This is a genomic window from Nodosilinea sp. LEGE 07298 (assembly GCF_015207265.1).
In the GTDB taxonomy this organism is placed as follows: domain Bacteria; phylum Cyanobacteriota; class Cyanobacteriia; order Phormidesmidales; family Phormidesmidaceae; genus Nodosilinea.
Genome location: NZ_JADEXE010000126.1, coordinates 1 through 18,222, shown reverse-complemented (window position 1 = coordinate 18,222; position 18,222 = coordinate 1). Strand labels below are relative to the sequence as shown.

13 protein-coding genes and 1 pseudogene are annotated in these 18,222 nt (G+C 53.1%); 4 read left to right on the top strand and 10 right to left on the bottom strand.

Annotated elements, in window-relative coordinates; genetic code table 11:
- The coding region (locus IQ273_RS33785; protein WP_228053275.1) for a hypothetical protein at nt 1-249 on the top strand (249 nt) is incomplete at its 5' end.
- 383 nt (nt 250-632) lie between these two features.
- Here the strand turns inward: IQ273_RS33785 and IQ273_RS17495 are convergent.
- Nucleotides 633-851 (bottom strand): hypothetical protein, encoded by a 219-nt coding sequence (locus IQ273_RS17495; RefSeq protein WP_194024450.1) that lies wholly within the window; start codon nt 849-851, stop codon nt 633-635.
- Between the two features lie 568 nt (nt 852-1,419).
- On the bottom strand, nt 1,420-2,601 hold the full coding sequence (locus tag IQ273_RS17490) for a sensor histidine kinase KdpD (protein ID WP_228053274.1): 1,182 nt from the start codon (nt 2,599-2,601) through the stop codon (nt 1,420-1,422).
- 176 nt (nt 2,602-2,777) lie between these two features.
- Between IQ273_RS17490 and IQ273_RS17485 the strand changes: the two genes are divergently transcribed.
- The 3 genes and pseudogenes from IQ273_RS17485 (at nt 2,778) to IQ273_RS17475 (ending at nt 7,858) form a co-directional block, all read left to right on the top strand.
- Nucleotides 2,778-3,074 carry a DNA-binding transcriptional regulator gene (locus IQ273_RS17485; RefSeq protein ID WP_194024449.1) on the top strand — a complete coding sequence of 99 codons (297 nt, stop codon included), beginning with the start codon at nt 2,778-2,780 and terminating at the stop codon, nt 3,072-3,074.
- A 44-nt stretch (nt 3,075-3,118) separates the two neighbouring features.
- Nucleotides 3,119-5,731, top strand: a complete 2,613-nt coding sequence (locus IQ273_RS17480) for a PAS domain-containing sensor histidine kinase (RefSeq protein ID WP_194024448.1) — start codon at nt 3,119-3,121, stop codon at nt 5,729-5,731.
- A 950-nt stretch (nt 5,732-6,681) separates the two neighbouring features.
- A pseudogene (locus tag IQ273_RS17475) lies at nt 6,682-7,858 on the top strand (IS3 family transposase).
- 465 nt (nt 7,859-8,323) lie between these two features.
- Here the strand turns inward: IQ273_RS17475 and IQ273_RS17470 are convergent.
- The 8 genes from IQ273_RS17470 to IQ273_RS17435 all read right to left on the bottom strand — a co-directional run bounded on the left by IQ273_RS17470 (nt 8,324) and on the right by IQ273_RS17435 (nt 17,646).
- The gene (locus IQ273_RS17470) at nt 8,324-9,406 is read right to left on the bottom strand and encodes an NmrA family NAD(P)-binding protein (RefSeq protein ID WP_194024447.1); all 1,083 of its coding nucleotides are present in this window, start codon (nt 9,404-9,406) and stop codon (nt 8,324-8,326) included.
- 94 nt (nt 9,407-9,500) lie between these two features.
- Nucleotides 9,501-10,352 (bottom strand): MerR family transcriptional regulator, encoded by an 852-nt coding sequence (locus IQ273_RS17465; RefSeq protein WP_194024446.1) that lies wholly within the window; start codon nt 10,350-10,352, stop codon nt 9,501-9,503.
- A 514-nt stretch (nt 10,353-10,866) separates the two neighbouring features.
- Complete coding sequence (locus IQ273_RS17460; RefSeq protein ID WP_194024445.1) at nt 10,867-11,481, bottom strand: hypothetical protein; 615 nt, start codon at nt 11,479-11,481, stop codon at nt 10,867-10,869.
- On the bottom strand, nt 11,442-11,936 hold the full coding sequence (locus IQ273_RS17455) for a hypothetical protein (protein ID WP_194024444.1): 495 nt from the start codon (nt 11,934-11,936) through the stop codon (nt 11,442-11,444). The genes IQ273_RS17460 and IQ273_RS17455 overlap by 40 nt, the downstream gene beginning before the upstream one ends.
- 5 nt (nt 11,937-11,941) lie before the next feature.
- The gene (locus IQ273_RS17450; RefSeq protein ID WP_194024443.1) at nt 11,942-13,852 is read right to left on the bottom strand and encodes a hypothetical protein; all 1,911 of its coding nucleotides are present in this window, start codon (nt 13,850-13,852) and stop codon (nt 11,942-11,944) included.
- 665 nt (nt 13,853-14,517) lie between these two features.
- A complete protein-coding gene (locus tag IQ273_RS17445; RefSeq protein WP_194024442.1) occupies nt 14,518-15,411 on the bottom strand; it encodes a helix-turn-helix domain-containing protein in 894 nt (297 codons plus the stop codon).
- A gap of 749 nt (nt 15,412-16,160) precedes the next feature.
- Nucleotides 16,161-17,330: a relaxase/mobilization nuclease domain-containing protein gene (locus tag IQ273_RS17440; protein WP_194024441.1), complete on the bottom strand. Its 1,170-nt coding sequence runs from the start codon at nt 17,328-17,330 to the stop codon at nt 16,161-16,163.
- Nucleotides 17,311-17,646: a hypothetical protein gene (locus tag IQ273_RS17435; RefSeq protein ID WP_194024440.1), complete on the bottom strand. Its 336-nt coding sequence runs from the start codon at nt 17,644-17,646 to the stop codon at nt 17,311-17,313. Before IQ273_RS17435 ends, IQ273_RS17440 begins: the two co-directional genes overlap by 20 nt.
- Between the last annotated feature and the right edge of the window lie 576 nt (nt 17,647-18,222).

The following is an 18,222-nucleotide window of genomic DNA, read 5'->3' as shown; positions in this document are numbered from 1 at the left end:
GGGGTACGGGGGGGAGATTTTAGTTTTCCCCAGCCCCCGGTCCTTAAAAACAACCTCATCCCTATCCCTTTTGATGAATGCTATGCCGCCATACAGTCAAATGTGAGACAGCTTGGATGGTCTATGGAGCGGCTCAAGGGATTCTTGTCTGAAAAATTTGGACGTTCACGTATGGCCGAACTATTCGATGAAGAATTATTTGTGCTGCTTTATTGGCTCAGGCTAGAGAAAGTCGATGCCCAGAGCTAAGAATACGATCTACACCGAATCATCGACCCATCCGCAATTCTCACAGTCGTAATGGATTTGGCCAGTGATCGCTTTAATACCCCTCTCACACTGTGGGTACCGACCCGTAAATAGTGGGTGACTGTCCAGCAGCTCTAGCCGCTGCTCCAGAGATCGCTCCTGCAACGGCTCTAGGATTAGTTCATCAATATAATAACTAGCCCCCTGTGGCTGCCACTTGTCACCGTACCAGTCCGAGAGATCGTCACGTACAACAGCCTCAGTTAGGGCTGCTTTGAAGTCTACACAATAGTTGCCCTCGACCCCAACAGGATGAATGCCACAAACCATGTAGGAGCTATGGGCGTAGAAGTCGCAGTATCGGCAGCACTCAAGCTTGACCATCAGTGCCCACAGTTCTCAGCCCCAAAGGACTGGGTAACCGTACCGTCCGGCTCCAGCGTGGCACACCAGACACCATTAGCCCGCCAGAGCTGGTAGCGGTGGCCAACCTCAACCACCAAGAAGGTGCCCACCACGATTAGGACAGCACCGGCGGCGATCGCCCCCAGCACTCGTAGAGGCCGAACGGTAGTTGATGTAATTAACTGAGCGCCTTTCATTCTGCACCCCAGACAGTTGCCTATAGGATGCCCGCAATCAACAAATTCCCAATTACCTATATCTGGGATAGGAGATAGGTAGTGGAGAATAAAGAAATAACTCCATCGGGCAATCACCGCTACTGCATCTTCGTCTCAGTGATCGCCCCCAGAGATTGCAAATTCTCCAGGCACTGCCCACAGGAATCAACATTTTTGATAGGTCGCCAGTGCTACACGTCTCCTCCCCTCGATCGCTCTGAGGGGACGATCAGCTATAGGACATAGGGCATAGGGCAGAGAATTGGCCTCGGCTAGTTGCGCGCGCAGGCAACTACTCAACCCACAAGCCTTCAGCAGGTTAAGGCCATTGAGCACTCGGCTTAATCAATGTCACCTCAGCTACCTCCCAGCCACGTCATTCTGCCCGTTCAAAATCGATATTTCAGGAAACCAGGTTGATTGCAGGAGGTCTAACGACTCAGCTCACCTGCCAGGCCCGCCGACGTTATAAATTGTTAGTGCAACACCAGGAGCGCTGGTTGAAAAGCGTGAATTTGTCGCCATTCGATGCAGCAGCACCCTAGGCTTACTGCCGATCGCCCTCAACCGGGCGCGGCTGCGGCAGACGGACGGTGAAGGTTGTGCCCTCCTGCGCCGTCGAGAAGACCTCTACCGTGCCCCCATGGGCGACGACGATCTCGCGCACGATGTACAACCCCAGACCGATACTGCCCGGAACCCGCTGTGCTGTTGAGTCTGGCATGGTGTGGCGCGTGAGCGGATCAAAGATCGTTGCCAGCATCTCTGGCGGGATCGGCGACCCTTCGTTACGCACGCTTAAGACCACGGTTGCGTCGTCTGAAGCAACCGATAGCTCGATCGGCCCCTCAGTTGACCCGTGTTGAAGGGCGTTGCCCATTAGGTTAGAGACGACCTGGCGGATGCGGTCCGCATCGCAGTCGCCCGGGAGGTCGCCGTCTGCTTGAAAGCGCAGCGTGCGATGCGGGTAGGCAACGCAGAATTCCTCGAAGACTTGGCGACAGAGTATTTCCAGATCAACCGGACTGCGCGTCAACGGCATCGTGCTGCCCGGCCCTGTCGATGCAAAGTCAATCAGGTCGCGGATCAACCGTGTGATCGTCTTTGTGTTGGTCTCGATCACCGACAGCGCTCGGGGAGAGTCCAGGTGTTGGTCTGTGGTGCGCGAGAGCAGTTGTGCCGCCATACTGATGGAGTTCAGCGGGTTGCGCAGGTCGTGGCCGAGGATGGCTAGAAACATGCGGCGTGACTGATCGACGCGACTGGTGTAACTACCGACGGCCTCAGCAATTGATTGATCGATCAACTCGTTGAATCGGGTGATATCGTCGATGGCGTTGATATCGATCTGCGGGCGGCTCGCGCGCCACAGGCGGAGCACGTTAGCGCGCAGGGCGCGATACTCGGCGACGACCTCCATGATGTTAAAGCCTGAGCCCACGCGTGCTTCGCCGTGCAGGACCGAGGCGTTGTCGAGTCTATAGCTCTCCTCGCTAGCAGCGCCGCCGTGACCTTTAGACTCGCTCACCTGCTGCGTGGGGCTTTGGCTGATCTGCATATTCCGCGCGGTTGCCAGCAGTATTGCCTCGGCATCGTCACGCAGGGCGAGCCTGGTCATCTTCGCCCCGGGCTCGAGATTGCGCCCAAATATTTCCCATTCCGCGAGAATGGGCTCGACGTTCCCGAGAATGAAGTCTGCTAGTCGCATCAATTTTTTTGTTGGGAGCATCTTAAGAATAGAAGCATGATACCGCTGGGGACGGAGATGTCAGCCTAATGCCTCTCTCGGAGTGATTAGGGGGGTGATTAAATTGACCTAGAGCAGGGTCTTCTACCTTTTGGGCAATGTATGTCGTCATAGCAGACGCTATAAAGTGTGGGCAAGTGTCGTAGGCGATCGCAATAATGACATTAAAGCTGGTCTCTGCTTTTTCTCTTCCCGGCTTACCCCAGCGTCAGCCAGAGGTGGGTCACTTGATTCGGAATTTGCGTCAACTGACGGGCCATACCCAAGAACAGTTTGCGGGAGTTTTGGGGGTCAGCTTCAGCACCCTCAATCGCTGGGAAAATGGGCACATGCAGCCCTCGCCTTTAGCGCTGAAGCAAGTCAACAGCGTTTTGGTCGAACTGGCACAGATTTCAGACGCACGCTTACAAGCAGCTCGCCAGGAGCTGTTGGCTAAGTACATGACCGTCAATTAACCCGATAACGGCGACCTTGAAGGACGGCATTACAGAGAGCAGGCATGACACAACCACAACCAACCCCTAAACAGTTGTTCGCCGGAGATGGGAAGTTGGCGCGACTAGTGCGCTCGCACGACTGGTCTCAAACGCCACTGGGTGCGCTCGAAACTTGGCCAGACAGCCTGAAAACGGCGGCGCAGATTCTGTTGAGCGAACTCGCTCAAGCCCAGCAGTCGAAGGAAACGCAGGTAGAAACTGAGCCGCAGCAGCCTGACAATTTTAATCAGACCGCCGTCGAACCTGGCTATGCGGAAGCTCAGCTGCGCGAACTGGAGACAAAATACCACACGTTGTTTGAGTCGCTTGATGAAGGCTTGTGCACGATTGAAGTGCTCTTCGATGCGAATGGCAGGCCGTTTGATCACCGCATCCTACAAGCAAATCCAGCCTTCGAGCGGCAGTCCGGTATTGCCAACCCGGAAGGCAAAAGGGCCAGTGAACTAGCACCGGGAGTGGAACAGTATTGGAATAACCTTTACACCCAAGTCATCCACACCGGTGAGTCTATCCGCACTGAAGTGCGCTCGGACGCACTCGATCGCTGGTTCGAGGTTTTGGTGTCGCGGGTTGGCGATGCAGCAACGCGCCAAGTGGCGGTCGTGTTTACAGACATCGGCGAACGCAAACAGGCAGAAGCAACGCTGCGTGAAAGTGAGCAGCGGTTCCGGCTGATGGCCGATGCCGTTCCGCAAATTGTTTGGCTTACAGATCCCCAAGGGCGGGTTGAGTTCTTCAACAAGCAATGGCGCAACTACACAGGCGTTCCTTACAGACCGATGACAATAGCGGAGGCTGTGACTAGCTTTGTTCACCCAGACGATAGCGAGCGCACCATGGAGGCGTTTAACGCAGCGCAACGCAGCGGCGGCGTTTTCTCGGTTGAACACCAGATTCGCTCTGCAACGGGAAGCTATCGCTGGTTTCTGGTTCGCGCTGAGCCTTACCGAGATCCGCAAACGGGCGAGATCATTCGCTGGTTCGGCGCATCGATCGATATCCACGATTGCAAGCAGGCAGAAGCCATCATTTTGCAACGGGAAGCGCAATTTCGCCAGCTCGCGGATGCTATGCCGCAGCAGGTTTGGATAACTGATGCTGGAGGCAACACGCAGTATGTGAACCAGCAATGGGCAACGTATACCGGGTTGACCCTAGAGCAGACTCAAGACATTCACTATGCCACTCAAGTAATTCATCCCGATGATTTTGAGATAACGAGTGAACTATGGCGGACGGCGCTGGCGACAGGGATGCCCTATCAAGCTGAATTTCGGTTGAAACATTGTGCAGCTCAGACCTATCGGTGGTTTCTCTCCCGCGCGATCGCCATTCGAGACGATAAGGGACAAATTGTGCAGTGGTTTGGCACGAGCACAGACATCGAAGAGCTCAGACGTGCCCAGGCTCAACGAGAACAGCTCCTACAGCAAGAACAAATCGCCCGAGAAGCCGCCGAGAACGCCAATCGCATCAAAGATGAATTTTTGGCTGTGCTGTCCCACGAGTTGCGATCGCCCCTGAATCCGATTTTGGGCTGGACACAACTGTTGCGCAGCGGCAACCTCGATTCTGCTCGTCAAATGGATGCTTTAGACACGATCGAGCGTAACGCCAAACTGCAATTGCAACTGATTGAGGACTTGCTCGACATTTCCCGCATCATGCAGGGCAAGCTGAGCTTAACCGCGACTTCAGTCAGTTTGTCATCTATCATTCAGGCTGCTGTTGAAACCGTGAGTTTAGCAGCAGTCGCAAAGTGTATTCAAATTACACTTGACCTTGACCCAGACGTGGCTCCGGTCTCTGGCGATACTGCCCGGCTGCAACAAATGGTTTGGAACCTGCTCATCAATGCGGTCAAGTTCACAGACCATGGTGGACAGGTGACGGTTCAACTGAGGCAAGTTGCTGCCGAAGGCAGCTTGGGCCAGGCGATGGCCCAAATTCAAGTCATCGATACGGGCAAGGGCATCGATCCGCAATTTCTGCCCCATGTGTTTGAGTATTTTTGGCAAGAAGACGGTTCCACCACCCGTAAATTTGGCGGTCTGGGATTGGGACTCGCGCTCGTGCGGCGAATTGTGGAACTCCACGGTGGTACGGTCAGCGTAGAGAGCAGCGGTGAGCATCAAGGTGCGACCTTTATCGTGCAGCTACCGGCCCTACAGCAGGCAACACCGATCCTCCCTGAACAAAACCAGCTTCAATCCGCTTCAGAAACACGGTTAGACAACGTGCGAATTTTGCTCGTCGATGACAATACCGATGCTCGTGATTTTGAGTCTTTTCTGCTAGAGCAATATGGGGCAACCGTAACAGCCGTTGCCTCTGGTGTAGAAGCGTTGCAAGCCTTGGAGCGGTGGCTTCCCGATGTCATCGTCAGCGATATTGGTATGGAAGAAATGGATGGCTACAGCCTAATGCAGAAGATTCGCTCGCGTCCACCCGCGCAGGGAGGTACAGTGCCAGCGATCGCGCTCACCGCCTATGCCGCGGAAATTGACCAAGAAAAAGCGCTCCAAGCAGGCTTTCAAACCCATTTGACGAAACCGTTGGAGCCAGAACGATTTGTCAGCGAGATCGTAGCCCTACTCAAGCCAAACCGAGTCTAAAAATTGTGCCTTGTCACAAGCAGTTCCACCTTTTTACAGCGAGGAAGCAGCCCTACGATTATGTTCATGAGAAATTTGACTAACTTCTTAACAGTAGTTAGTCAATTACCGTCGATAAACTTTGCCCAGTCAAGAACGCTAGCCAATTCGACGAGGAGGGGTACTGGTGGACACAAGCCAAATCGCAGTGGTTAGACCCCGGTGCCCTTTCCGGAGCAGCGGAGGGACCCCGATCAGGCCGCATAGTGGCCCAGGCTATTTGTCCCGCGCCACAAAGTAGCATCACAGTCTCTCTTGGCAGCTCTTTCGTGAAACGTTCCAAAATTTGTCCAACACTACGCTGGACAATCACTACACAGCTACGCAGGGTCTCCTGTAGGTATAGGTATAGGGGTGGAATAAGCCAGAACGGCAGTTGCGCGCACAGGCAACTATTCAATTCATAAGCATCCAGCAGGTTAAGGTTATTAAGTACTCGGATTGATCGATAGTCACCTCAGCTACCTCCCAGCAGTGTCATTCTGCCTGTTCAAAGTCGATATTTCAGGAAATAGGTTAATTGCAGGCGGTTTGACGGCAAAATGCAGCGACGGCTAATTGTAGTGGCTCGCAAACAGCGGAGCCCGTGCTCGCAAACAAAACGATTTTGGGCTCAGATTAAGTGCGAATAAGAGTGCCTTGATGCTCACATTATTTGCGAATGGGCTCAGATTAAGTGCGAACAGCTTGCAAACAAGACATTCGGCTCACATTAACTGCAAATAAGCCGAAAGGCTCTGGCAGCAAAGAATTCAACGATTTTTGGCCGACTTGAATAGCTGCGACGTGACGCAACTATCCAAATTTTGAGAAACGGCTTAAAGTGTATACAGAATAAGGCTTTCTGCAACTGACCTTACCTCGAAAAAGTGGACATTCCCGAAGAGTCGACAACAAAGGAGAATGTTCAAATGACCCAAAAACCGCGAAGGACATTTACAGACGAACAAAAAGCAGAGGCTGTTCGCATTGTGGGCCAATCGGGTAAACCGGTTAGCCAGGTGGCTCAAGAAATGGGTTTGACCGAAAGTGCGCTGCGTAAATGGGTGAAACAAGCCCACATTGATCGTTCAGGAGACACCCAAGGTTCATTGACCTGTGCTGAACAGAATTAAATACGCTGCGTCGAGACCTAAAACGAGTCCGTATGGAGCGCGACTTCTTAAAAAAAGCCGCGACCTTCTTTGCTCGGGAAAGCTCAGATCCTATGAGCTAATCCAGAAGGAGAAGGTCAATTTTCCGATTGCCTTGATGTGCCGAGTCTTGAAGCAGTCTAGGAGTGGCTATTACGCCTGGTGCAACCGCCTCGCTTCCGCTAGAACCCAGGAGAATGCGATCTTGTCTGACCAGATTCAGCAGATTTATGATGCTAGTCGCCAAAGCTATGGTTCCCCTAGGATTCAGGCGGCACTGGTAGCTCAAGGCTTGACCATTAGCCGCCAACGGGTGGTGCGGTTGATGGCTAAACTTGGCATCAGCGCTCGGTTTCGGCGTAAATTCCAGGTGACGACCGATTCTAAGCATGCCTGGCCCATCGCTGAGAATCACTTGGATAGAGACTTTACAACGACAGAACCCGACCGAGTATGGGTGGCTGACATGACCTACATTTGGACCACCGAAGGCTGGCTGTATTTGGCAGTTATCATCGATCTATTTTCTAGACGAGTCGTCGGATGGTCAATGGCCGAGCATATGCGCACTGAGCTGGTGCTGACGGCGTTAGACGCAGCCTTAGGGCAACGCCAACCCGCCCCGTCTGGGTTGCTGTTCCATTCTGACCGAGGTTCTCAATATGCCAGTGGTGATTACCAAGATGCACTTCAACAGGCTACGATAATGGGCAGCATGAGCCGTCGAGGTAATTGTTGGGATAATGCGGTGGCTGAAAGCTTCTTTGGCACGCTCAAGACCGAGTTAATTCATCCCAGAATCTTCTCGACTCGAACGGTTGCCCGCACCGTTATTGCTGAATGGATTGAGGTTTTCTATAACCGACAGCGGTTACATTCGACCCTCGGATACCTATCCCCAGTGCAGTTTGAAGACAACTATTGGCTCTCTCTAGAGGGCTTGAAGGCCGCTTAAATTACCTGTCCACTTTCTTGAGTCAAGATCACTGCCCCTTTGACAGTCTAGAGCGCGATGGGAGTCTGATTGAGGTCTGGCGGGAAACGGCCAGGAAGCCACAGAACCCTAAGGCAATCGAGACGGCCCGACGGTTGGCAACAACCGGCGAAGGGGGCAGAAGTCAGCCGAGGCCATAGTAGCCAAACGCCAGCCTGTAATGGGCCGGACTCTGGTGTTGGGCCGAACCATGGAAAGCAGAGAGGAGCCACCGGGGCTCGTTCTGAGCGTTGAACCCGATCGGGGGAGCTATAGGAACGGCGCTTAATGGTGTAGCCAACTCTGGGGGTCAAAAGCCGAGAGGGTTTTGACTTCTAAACCTTTCTGAGGAACCGCCCGGTGCGGACCCGCATGCCGGGTGGTGTGAGAGGGGGGACTTGTGAGGATTCTCCCTATCCCGATTATGCCTTGAGCATTTCTCCATTCTTAAACTTTGCGATCGCTGAGAACTGCCACTTGAGGACTGTGCTCTGCACGCCAGCGCTCACTGCTTAGGCAGAATTTAGGTTGAGTTGGCATGGGAAAACGCATACGGCGATCGTAACGTTCTGGATTGTAGCCGGGGTAAAAAGGAATCATCAAGAAATTGACCAAGGCACGCAAACGATTGGTCATGGTTGGTTTAGCAAAAGGCATGGCAAGGTAGCGCCGTACAGTCGTTTCAAAATCTTCGGCGGGCTCACCCGTCAGTTCCAGAATTGCATCACTGGTACCCCCATTCCATGAGAATGTTCCCATCTTGTTATCCTCAACGTAGTAGCGCAATGAACTGATTAAGAAGGGATCTACACCCTGCTGTTGAGCAACCTTGTAAAACAACCACATCGGCATCTCAACTGGCAAGACCCTCTTACCGAGCACCTTCTGCACGATCGCCGCCATGTCATATCCCGATAGAAGCTGAGATCCACTGGGGCGATAGCGCTTACCGTCATGGCGTTCGGGGTCGAGGAGCACTGCCACGGCAACCCGAGCAATGTCCTCATTTGCAACAGGGGCACTCCGACTTTTGCCCATCAAAATGGGAAAGAAGCCGAGCAACGAAGCAAAGTCCACCACGCGCAGAAAATTATCGGCAAACATCCCTGGATTAACAATTGTGTGTGCCACGCCGGGAATGTTCGCAAAGAGCTGATCTACTAGCCATATCTGGCGGGTGTGCAGCGAAGGATGAGACAGGCTAGAAGTCCATTGGCTTATTTGCACAATTGCCTCCAGTTTTGCCTCCCCCGCAGCAATGGCAAAGGCAGTCGCACTTTGGATCATGTAAGGATGAATGATCGGCAAATAGTAAGCGCGCTGAGTTCCCTGAAGTGCTTGCGTCAGTTGCTCTGGATCAAATAAATCAGCTACAGCAATCTCAGCCCCCATCCGATAAAGTTGTTCGCTTCTCTTGTCTCGCGATCGCACAAGTGCCCGAACAGCATAGCCCTTAGCTAACAGTTGCATTGCGACAGCACCGCCAGTTTTACCAGTTGCACCTGTAACAAGAATTGTTGGGTTTTTCATGTTGATTCTGCTTGGATTTAATTCCGTTGCGTATACTCAATTTCTACCTCAACCTGAGGATATTCACAGCTTAGGGTTTGACGTTACGTCAAAGTCAAGCTCCCAACCTGCTGCTGATTTTGCTGATGGGAAATTGAATTTCAAACACGGCTTCTTCCGTTTTATCGGGTTGCGGCAGTTGCAATAGAATTTCTCGCCCTGTGCCAACAATCTGCCAATCATGCTGCTCGATCCAGGCACCAAGCGCACCATAGGTCTGATGGGTGTCAGCCACTAGCCCCATATGAACAAGCGTTGCCATTGTCTCAATCTCAAACAATTCGCGTAGGGTTAACAACCGTTCCTCAGATAGCCTGACCGACTCTGGGGCTTTCCCCGTGATTAGGTAGCCGATTTCCAGGTCGAGCGCTTCGGGATTATACACCGGGGAATGCATGACAACAGCCATATGACCAAGGCTACTTTGTCCTACCTTGGACGGTAAAAAGTGATTGATTTTCTGCACAAGGCGTTTTACCGCATCAATGTCGGGCAGAACTTCGCGAAGTGCCAGAAATTGCTGGGCTGGCACGGATTTCAGTACAACGTTGGGCTCCTGAATCTGTCCATACGCTTCGATCTGCTGTAGTCTCGTTTCTACCTGACGCAGCCGTGCTAGTTCTTCGTGAACCGACTGCTCAATCTGAGCTTTACGAATGCTCAATATGCTCCGAATTACATCTATGGAGGTATCTCGATCAGGCAGTTGAGCAATCTGTTCCAGCGATAAACCGAGCTCTTTCAGCACCAAAATACGATTCAGCTCGGGTAGTTGTTGCGCACTGTAAAAGCGGTAACCCGTTTGCTGGTCAGTAAACTTAGGACTAAGGAGTCCGATCTCATCGTAGTAACGCAGCAGACGGCCCGAAACTTGGGCGATTTTAGAAAATTCGCCGATTCTAAACATATCTGTTTTCCTGGTCTAACTGCCAAGAGTTTACAGTTTGACGTTACGGCAATGTCGAGAAATTCACCTTGGACTCATCGGTTCAGCATAACGATCGTGCTCACCGGACATAGATGACCGTTGCAACTCAACCAGCCAAGTTGATACGTTCTGGTGCAGCGCAGTTGTTGGACGGCACCTTGTCTCTATCACAATGGCTGCTTTCGGCTAGGAGTGGACATTGAAGATTGAAGTGATACGCCGGAGTCCATGATCTAGGGCCTGGAGTCTGACATTTTTTAGGACAATCTTCTGAAACCCATTTTCGTCAAGGCTTTTGACAATTCCCAACAACTAGTTTTTATCGAGAAAACGAACCAAGAAACAAGAGTTTCAGCGATTCAAGTGCCTCAAAATCGAAACTTTGCCAGAGTCTAGTAGGGCTTACAAAAGTTGTATGTCCTAGTCAAAAATCTGCAATGAAACCCCGCCCTGAAAATCCTGGTCAACAGGAACACCGACCAGAGCCGACTCCTTAGCCGGGGCCGCGAACGATCTCGTGAAAGTTGTCGCGGATTTCGGCAAGCGGAACGACCACCTCCCGCGCGGTGGGCGTAGACTCGAGGGCGTCGATCACGGTCACTGTCGTTTTGGTTTTGCCGATCACGGCGAAGGTGTGATTGCCAGTCACGAACGGAGCATTGGGTGGTGAGCCGAGGATAATCGGCCTTCTGCCATGCTGGGACAGCCAAGTGTTCAGCCGCTCAGGAGCGATCTCGGGCAGGGTATCCCCAGGGACGTTGACCAAGTGTTCTTCCTCTGCGAACCCAGTCATATCGCGCATCGCCTCGGCCAGGCCGACCGTGGATTCTAATCCTTGATAGGTGTTCTGCCCGCGCCCCACAGCATAGGCTTTTTCGATAAGCGAGGGCCAGAGCGCACCGTTGGAGCCCCGCATGTGGTGGATTGCGTTGAAGCGCAGGTCGACGAAGAGGACGCCAGTGATCGGGACCGATCCCGGCGCGTTGAACCGTTTGTGCAGCCGAGCCGCCTCGAGCGCGTCGGTGCTGAGCGCCTGGACAAGAAAGGTTCGCTGGAACCGCACGGCAATCAGCCGGTCCGATTTGAACGGCCCGCTCGGAGAGGCCATCGGCAGAGGCGAGGGCCGATCGTTGACGAAATATTCGAAGTCCTTGCGCTGCCGGTTCGATTCGACCGGCAGCGCAAGGACTTGAGAATGTCATTTAGCAACCGCTGGCGCTGGGCCGGGACGTGGGCCATCGCGCAGAGTACCGCGGCCAGCGGGCAGTTCCCCAGAAAGCCCTGGATCGGCTCGTGCATTGAGGGTGCCCCATTGAAGAGCGCGCCCGTAAAGACCTTCATGCCGAGATCCTTGCCCAACCCCAAATTGCCCTCGCCCGTGTCCCGATCGGGATCGGGTTCGACAATATCGGCAGTGTCGGCAGTGGGCGGGGTGCCGCCGCCCAGAGCAGGCTGCGCCGTGCCCAGCGCGGCGCTGTCAGTCACAGTGTCATCCGTCGCATCAGTGTCGAGCGTCTGGAGCCCGGCCAGAGTGACGATGTTGCGGAATGGATCAAAGAGCATGGCCGCTACTCCCCGCCCGTTGCGATTTCTTGCAGAAGCGTTATGTCCGGCCCGCCGAAGAGCGAACGGAACGCCTCCAGCCGGTCGGCGTCGCCTGCGTCGATCAGGGCCAGGGCAAGCTCGGTCTTGTTATTCTCGAGCTGTTTCTCGCGCAGCGTTTCCTGCTGGAGGCCGAGGGCGTAGTTATCAAGCGCCACGCCATGGCCGAGCAGAGCGTCAATGATGACGGCTGGGGTCCGTACGGTGTGGCGCGTCACGTCCATGACGATCCCGTCCACGGGGTATCGGCCGGGTTCGTAGAAGGGGTTCTCCCGCTCCGGCCCTCGGGGACGGCGGACGCGCAGATAGCGCGTACCGCCCGCCGGTACGGTGCCGACGGGTCCGACCGTTTCTGTCCCGCCTTCGATGCTGACCTCTTCCAGAAAGTCATGTCGGGTGCCCTCGACGTCGTAGACCACGTTGACTTGTTCCAGCAGCCGCTCGCGCATGAAAGTGCGGGGGGTCTGCGCGCCGAAAGGAGAGTTCGGGTCAACTAAACCGCCCTGGGATGTCTCGGCGATGTATTTCTCGATCATGTCGTCAATCTGGTGAACCTGAAACACCTCGAAGATGCCCGTGTCGTTTACGAACGCGATGGTGATGTCGTAAAGCGAGAAGTAGGTGGCGAATTCCTGGTTCAGCTCGCGTGTCACGATGTTGAGCGTGCGGCTGAGATTGGTGTTCTTGATCTTGCGCTCCACGATGCGCTCGAACTCCTGCTCTTCGGTCTGCTCGAGCTCTTGCGTCACCTCCACGTCGCGCTTGGAGGACGCCTTAGAAGCATGCTTGCTAGTCGTCTTGGCAACGTTCTTGGCCACGCTCTCGCGGGCCGAGGCGGTTTCGCGGGTCACGTTGCGCTCACCACTGTGGCTGGTCTTTGCGATGCCGATGTTGATCTCGCCCGAACCCTTGTATTTCGATTCCAGCGTGCGTGCGGCGCTCTCGCTCTCGGTGTTGGTCGTCTCGGACATCAGGTCAGACTCGAACTCGTTCGCTGCCTCGGTGGTGAAGCTGTCGAAGATGCTCGACGCCTCCTTGCTGGTCGTCTCGGACCGGCGAAAGGTGCGCAGGTAGATCGACGTTTCTTCACCCGGCATGAGCGAGAAATTGGCGAGCGTCCGCCCCGCTCCGTAGTCGCCGAAGAAGCTGGACAGGCGGTAGTGCTCGATCACGACGAAGCGGGGGTTAGCGTCGGCAGGATCCTCCGGCTCGGGCACGTAGGTCAGCCCAAAATCGCCGCCGAAGCGCTGGTAGAGTACGGGTACATTGCCGTCCCGCTCCTCTGCCGCGATCTGGGCGATGTCGATCTCCCGATCGCCGAGGACAAGGCCGAGGGATGCGTGGCTGGTCAATATGATCTCTGGGCCAGCATTTCCTGACCCGAGCGGTTGAACGGTGATGCCGCCAGTGCCAGTTACGGGGTCGCGCGCGGGGCGAACGGTAATGCCGCCGATGCCGGTCGTGGGGTCGCGCGGGGACGGAGCGTCTGCACGTCCCGGCAGGGAACCGCTGGCGAGCACCGTGGATCTCAGGATCGGAGCCAAGCGCACTGCGTTCGCCGCCAACCGAACTTCGGGCACAGTCGGGAAGACCACGAGGTTCTCCACCGGCGGCGTTGCCAGCATGTTGCCGTTTTCCAGCGCTGTCACGAAGTCGCGGATCGCTGGTCGCTTTGGCCGAGCAGCACGGGCGGCACTCGTCCAAGGCAGGGAGTCGTTGAGAAAATCGGTTTCCACGTAGAGCTTGCCCTGGAACGCGCCGGGTAGCGGGATGGCATAGTTCAGTCGGGGGGCATTCGCGTCGGTAGCGTCCTCGAATCGCACGAGGGTAGAATCAGATTCTTGACGGGTCACGAGAAAGGAAAGATCGAGTTCCATGAAATGAGATCCTTATTCAATTAGTGCAGCATACGTACAGCTTGGGTCGAAAGCAGTCAATCAAAGTTGAGCTGTCCAACAATTGAGTTCAGGGGATTTTATGAGCGAGAAAAACTTAGCAACTCGCGGATTATAAAGATATGCTCAATATTGAAGGCATGGGTTGCAGTGTAGTTTAATCGCTCGTTCTTGTGGTGTAATGTCGAGATTGCGAAGCTCATAGCAGATTTGCTCCAGGAAGTTCACAACAGATTGCGATCGCTCCCCATACCTCTCTCGATCTCGATCTGAGGCAGGATCAGCTAGAGGAGTACTAAGTAGCTGGGCTAATTCAAATGTAGGATAGGTTGGCGATAGCGTAACCCATGAGGGCGTTGGGTTTCGTGCCTCAACCGCAACCTACATGGTCTTATATTTGATTGGGTCTTCGTACTTACAAGCGGCCTCAAATAATGCTGTGAAAGTATTCCTAACAATTTATCAGAAATTCGATTTTCGGGAACTATGATGTCGATCGTTTCAGCACCTTTATTTAAGTCAATTCTAATTGGGTTAACCCTTGACCTAATTTTTCAATGAATAGGTTGACTATAGATCGACCCGGTTGCAACATCCTGCACAATCGTGCGGTTATTGCACAATCGTGCGATGAGTTAAGTAACGTTTTATGAATTTAAAAATGTTGTAGGCGTCACCCCAGTCAGGCGTTTGAAATGACGGTGAAGATGACTTTGATGGGTGAAGCCACAGGCGATCGCCGCAGCACTAAGACTCATCCCACCTTTTTTTAGCAATTGCTTGGCTCTTTCTACCCGTTGTCGAATTAAGTACTGATGCGGGCTAAACCCAGTTGCCTGCTTAAACGCACGGCAGAAATGATACTGGCTCATTTGGGCGATCGCCGCCAGTTCTTTCAAACTCAACTCACGCTCTAAATAATTGTTAATATAGTCTGTGACTAATTTCAATTTGTGTTGAGCAAGTCCACCATTGCAGTCTAGAGTTCGATGGTTTTGAGTGGAGTAATGACGTAAAAGATGGATTGTTAGTGTATTTGCCAGTGTTTCAGCATACAAGCGACTACCACAGCCTTGCGATCGCAGTTCTGCTTGCAGTGCCAATCCAATCTGATAAATCAGCCCATCTTGAATGCCAAGTTTGGGAATCAATTCCACACCATCTGTTCCTAATAGCTCGAGCGCGTGCAGGTTTAATAACTCCGGTTGCAAGCTCAGCGAGAGCGTTTGCATCTCGTTGTCCCAGCGGAAAAAGTGACGACTATGGATAGGACAAATCACAATCGCCCCGTGAAGAACGATTGTTTTATGGAACTTACCTTCTACAACCTGGTTTACATGAACCCTTTGCCCAAGACTAATGCCAATAACATAATGCTCAAGGCAGAATTCGGGGGTTTCTCCCGGTGGAAGACAAAAAGCCTCCAGGGTAATACCGTTCCACTTAGAGTTCAAGCTCGTGAGCGTGGGCGCTTGTTTAAAAACCTCAGGTAAACGCTTTGGGTGATTTGAAACAATCTCCGGCAGTTGTTGAGTCGGCATTACTCAATCTCCTGTTTCTTAAAAAGCAGTTTGTTTAAGGTTTGTAATTCCTGCTGATTCAGGCAGGTTTCTCACAGCATCGCGCAAAATGGATCAGATAGCTCCATTAACTGCCAAAAACCTATCCAAACATGTAAAAATCGGCTCCTGGAAAACATCAGCGATCGTCTCATTCAGCCATAAGCTTTATTGTGCAAATCGTATATGAAATTTTCCATTACCTGTGAGGGTACTTTTTGGACAAGTTGCGGTGTTGCGATCGCCTCACCATCAATATCAAAATACGAACTCACCAATGATCCTGAATATCTCACCAGCCAATTGAAAGGGAAGGCACAAAAGGGGTCAAAATACAGTCACCACAATCGTTTTGACGTTTGCCCGCCATGCTTTCCCTAAAAACAGAGTGTACTATAGAGCTGGGTTATTAGGCGCTAAAGTGGTGAAGCTGCGACTTGGGGCAACTTAATTCCTTTGTAGTGACTGGCTAGTTGTCCCGCGCTGCAACCCTACCGCAGCTGCATCTCCTGCGAAAACCCTTGCCACACAAAGCATCCTAGTCAATCGAGAGGTTAGGCTGCGACGTTTAGGTAGAACGGCAAAATCAGGCATTGAGACAACTGGCACAAGGCAGCCTAGTCTAAAGCGAGTCCACTTTTGAGCGCAACTGGCCCAGAGCATAAGTGCTCTGGGCCAGAGCCTTGGCTTGGGAAAGCTCGGCAGCGTACTGGCAGCCATCGAAGCTTGAGCTAAAGCTCAATATCTAGGGCTTTTCGTGTTGACTGAAATATAGGGACACTCTGGCAGTGAGTCAGTTGATGAGTGATGGCTTGGCAGTACTCCAGCGCCGCATAGTGGCCCTGGTTCAGGCGTTGGGCTTGCGCCGTTGGCCCCTGCCGGAGGATACCCACAACGGTGAACGTGGATTCTCCTTCTGAGGCAGCAAGCCGGGCAACGTCGGCATCTAGTTGTCTCCCCTGGGGTTCACCAGAGCCACCTTGGGCGACCTTAGAATAATGAGCGTAACGTTCCTTCCAGAGCTGCTGAAGTGCCTCATAATCGGTGAGCCACTGCTGACACTGGGCCTGATTCATCGCCATTAATTGAGTCAGCACGACATCTTGGTCAGGGCGATATTCAACCTGTCGGTGCTGTTGAAGACCATTGATAGAGTAGGCAGGCCCCAGGCGGCGACCGGCAAACGAATGGCCTTCAACAGCATAGGAAATACCGATAAAGGCAGGCCCATCTCCAGGATCTGAAGCCTGTCGCAGGTGAACCTCAATCCCGCTAGCTTTGAGCCGGGTCACCAGCATAGCCAAGGTGGGGTGGTCATTTGTAGCACGGTCAATCTCATCCCAAAGCGTTTCTTTGGGCAACGTTTCTCCGGTGCGTTCTTTGCGTCGATATTCGCCAGTGGTGAGATTATGGCGCTGGCTTGGTGGGGCAACCGAGAGGGGTGTGAGGCCCATCTCCTGCTCTAGCTGTCGAGCCAGATATTGCAGTTTGAGTTTGCTAAAGCTGTCCTTGACCCACCCTCCATCCACGCCAATGGTGGTGGTGGCAATGTGCCAATGCTGCACCCCATTGGCAGACTCTTTGTCGTGATGCTGGGTGACAAAGAACGGACACTTCCCGTAGCCCATGCTGTCTAAAATTTTCAGGGAGATGTCGGCCATTTGAGTTGAAGTAACGTGTTCCCCTGGTGAGAGGCTGACGGCTAGGTGAGCCATGGTGTGTTTCACCTGGCGATGTCGAGGGCGAGACGTTACCCAATTAAATTCACGAGCCAAACCCTCTGGATTACTCCACGCCATATTGGTGGCCATGATTGGGTTAGCGCTTCTGACCTTAGCTGGGTCAAGTAGATAAGAACAAAGCCCATAGGCGTTGCTGCCCTTAACGATCTTGATGAACATGATCGCCCTCGCCCTCAGGAGTGGGTGTGATTAAGGTGCGCTGTGTCTCTAGGATTGACTGGCGCAGGTCACTCAAGTCTTGGAGTAGAGAGGGGGGCGCTACTGTGGCATATCGTCGCCCGAGGTGATCCAATAATTTGTTCCATTGGCTGAGGTGGGCATAGACATCTCGATGGGTAACGGTCGCTGGAGGCGGACGTAGGCCGAGGTCTCGGAGGAAAGTGGCCGGGTGTATTGGTTGAGCCGCCCGCCTGATGGCTTTGGCCTCAGCCCCAGAGACGTACACGACGATACGGGTATTGCGCGAGATGGTCATGATTGGTTCAGGGAATGCTTAATAATTCTTTGCTCCCAAAGATCGATTTGCGATATGGGGGAGATATTGGAAGGCTACTATCCAAGGTGAGTTTAGATGAGTGGCCCCAGGGCGTGAGCAGGAAGACTATAGGAAAACTTGCCTGTTGTGGTTGCCAGTATAAATGAATGGAAATGTGTTTGTGTAGCCACAACTTGCTCTAAAAAACTCCCTTTCAAAAAAGTCGACGGAAAAGTCTAAAAGAGTCTATAAGGTCAGTCTAGAGAAATCGATCAGGGTAGTCAAAAGAAGTCCATGGAAAGAGTCTATGACGGTCGATTAGCGCAGTTAGAAGGAGTCTGTATGGCCAGTCTGGGGAAGTCGATCAGGGCAGTCTAAAAGCGTCTATGGAGTAAGTCTAACGGAGTTTATGAAGCCAGTCTGAAAAGGTTGATTGGCGCAGTCAAAAGGGCTCTCCTGGAATGAGTATGCTGAAGTAGCCGTTACTATACGTTATGGCTATGGTGCCTCTACTGACAGAGCTCTTGGGTTTACCCGGTATTGATGTTGAGTCGTACGACGAGACCGAGGAGGGTC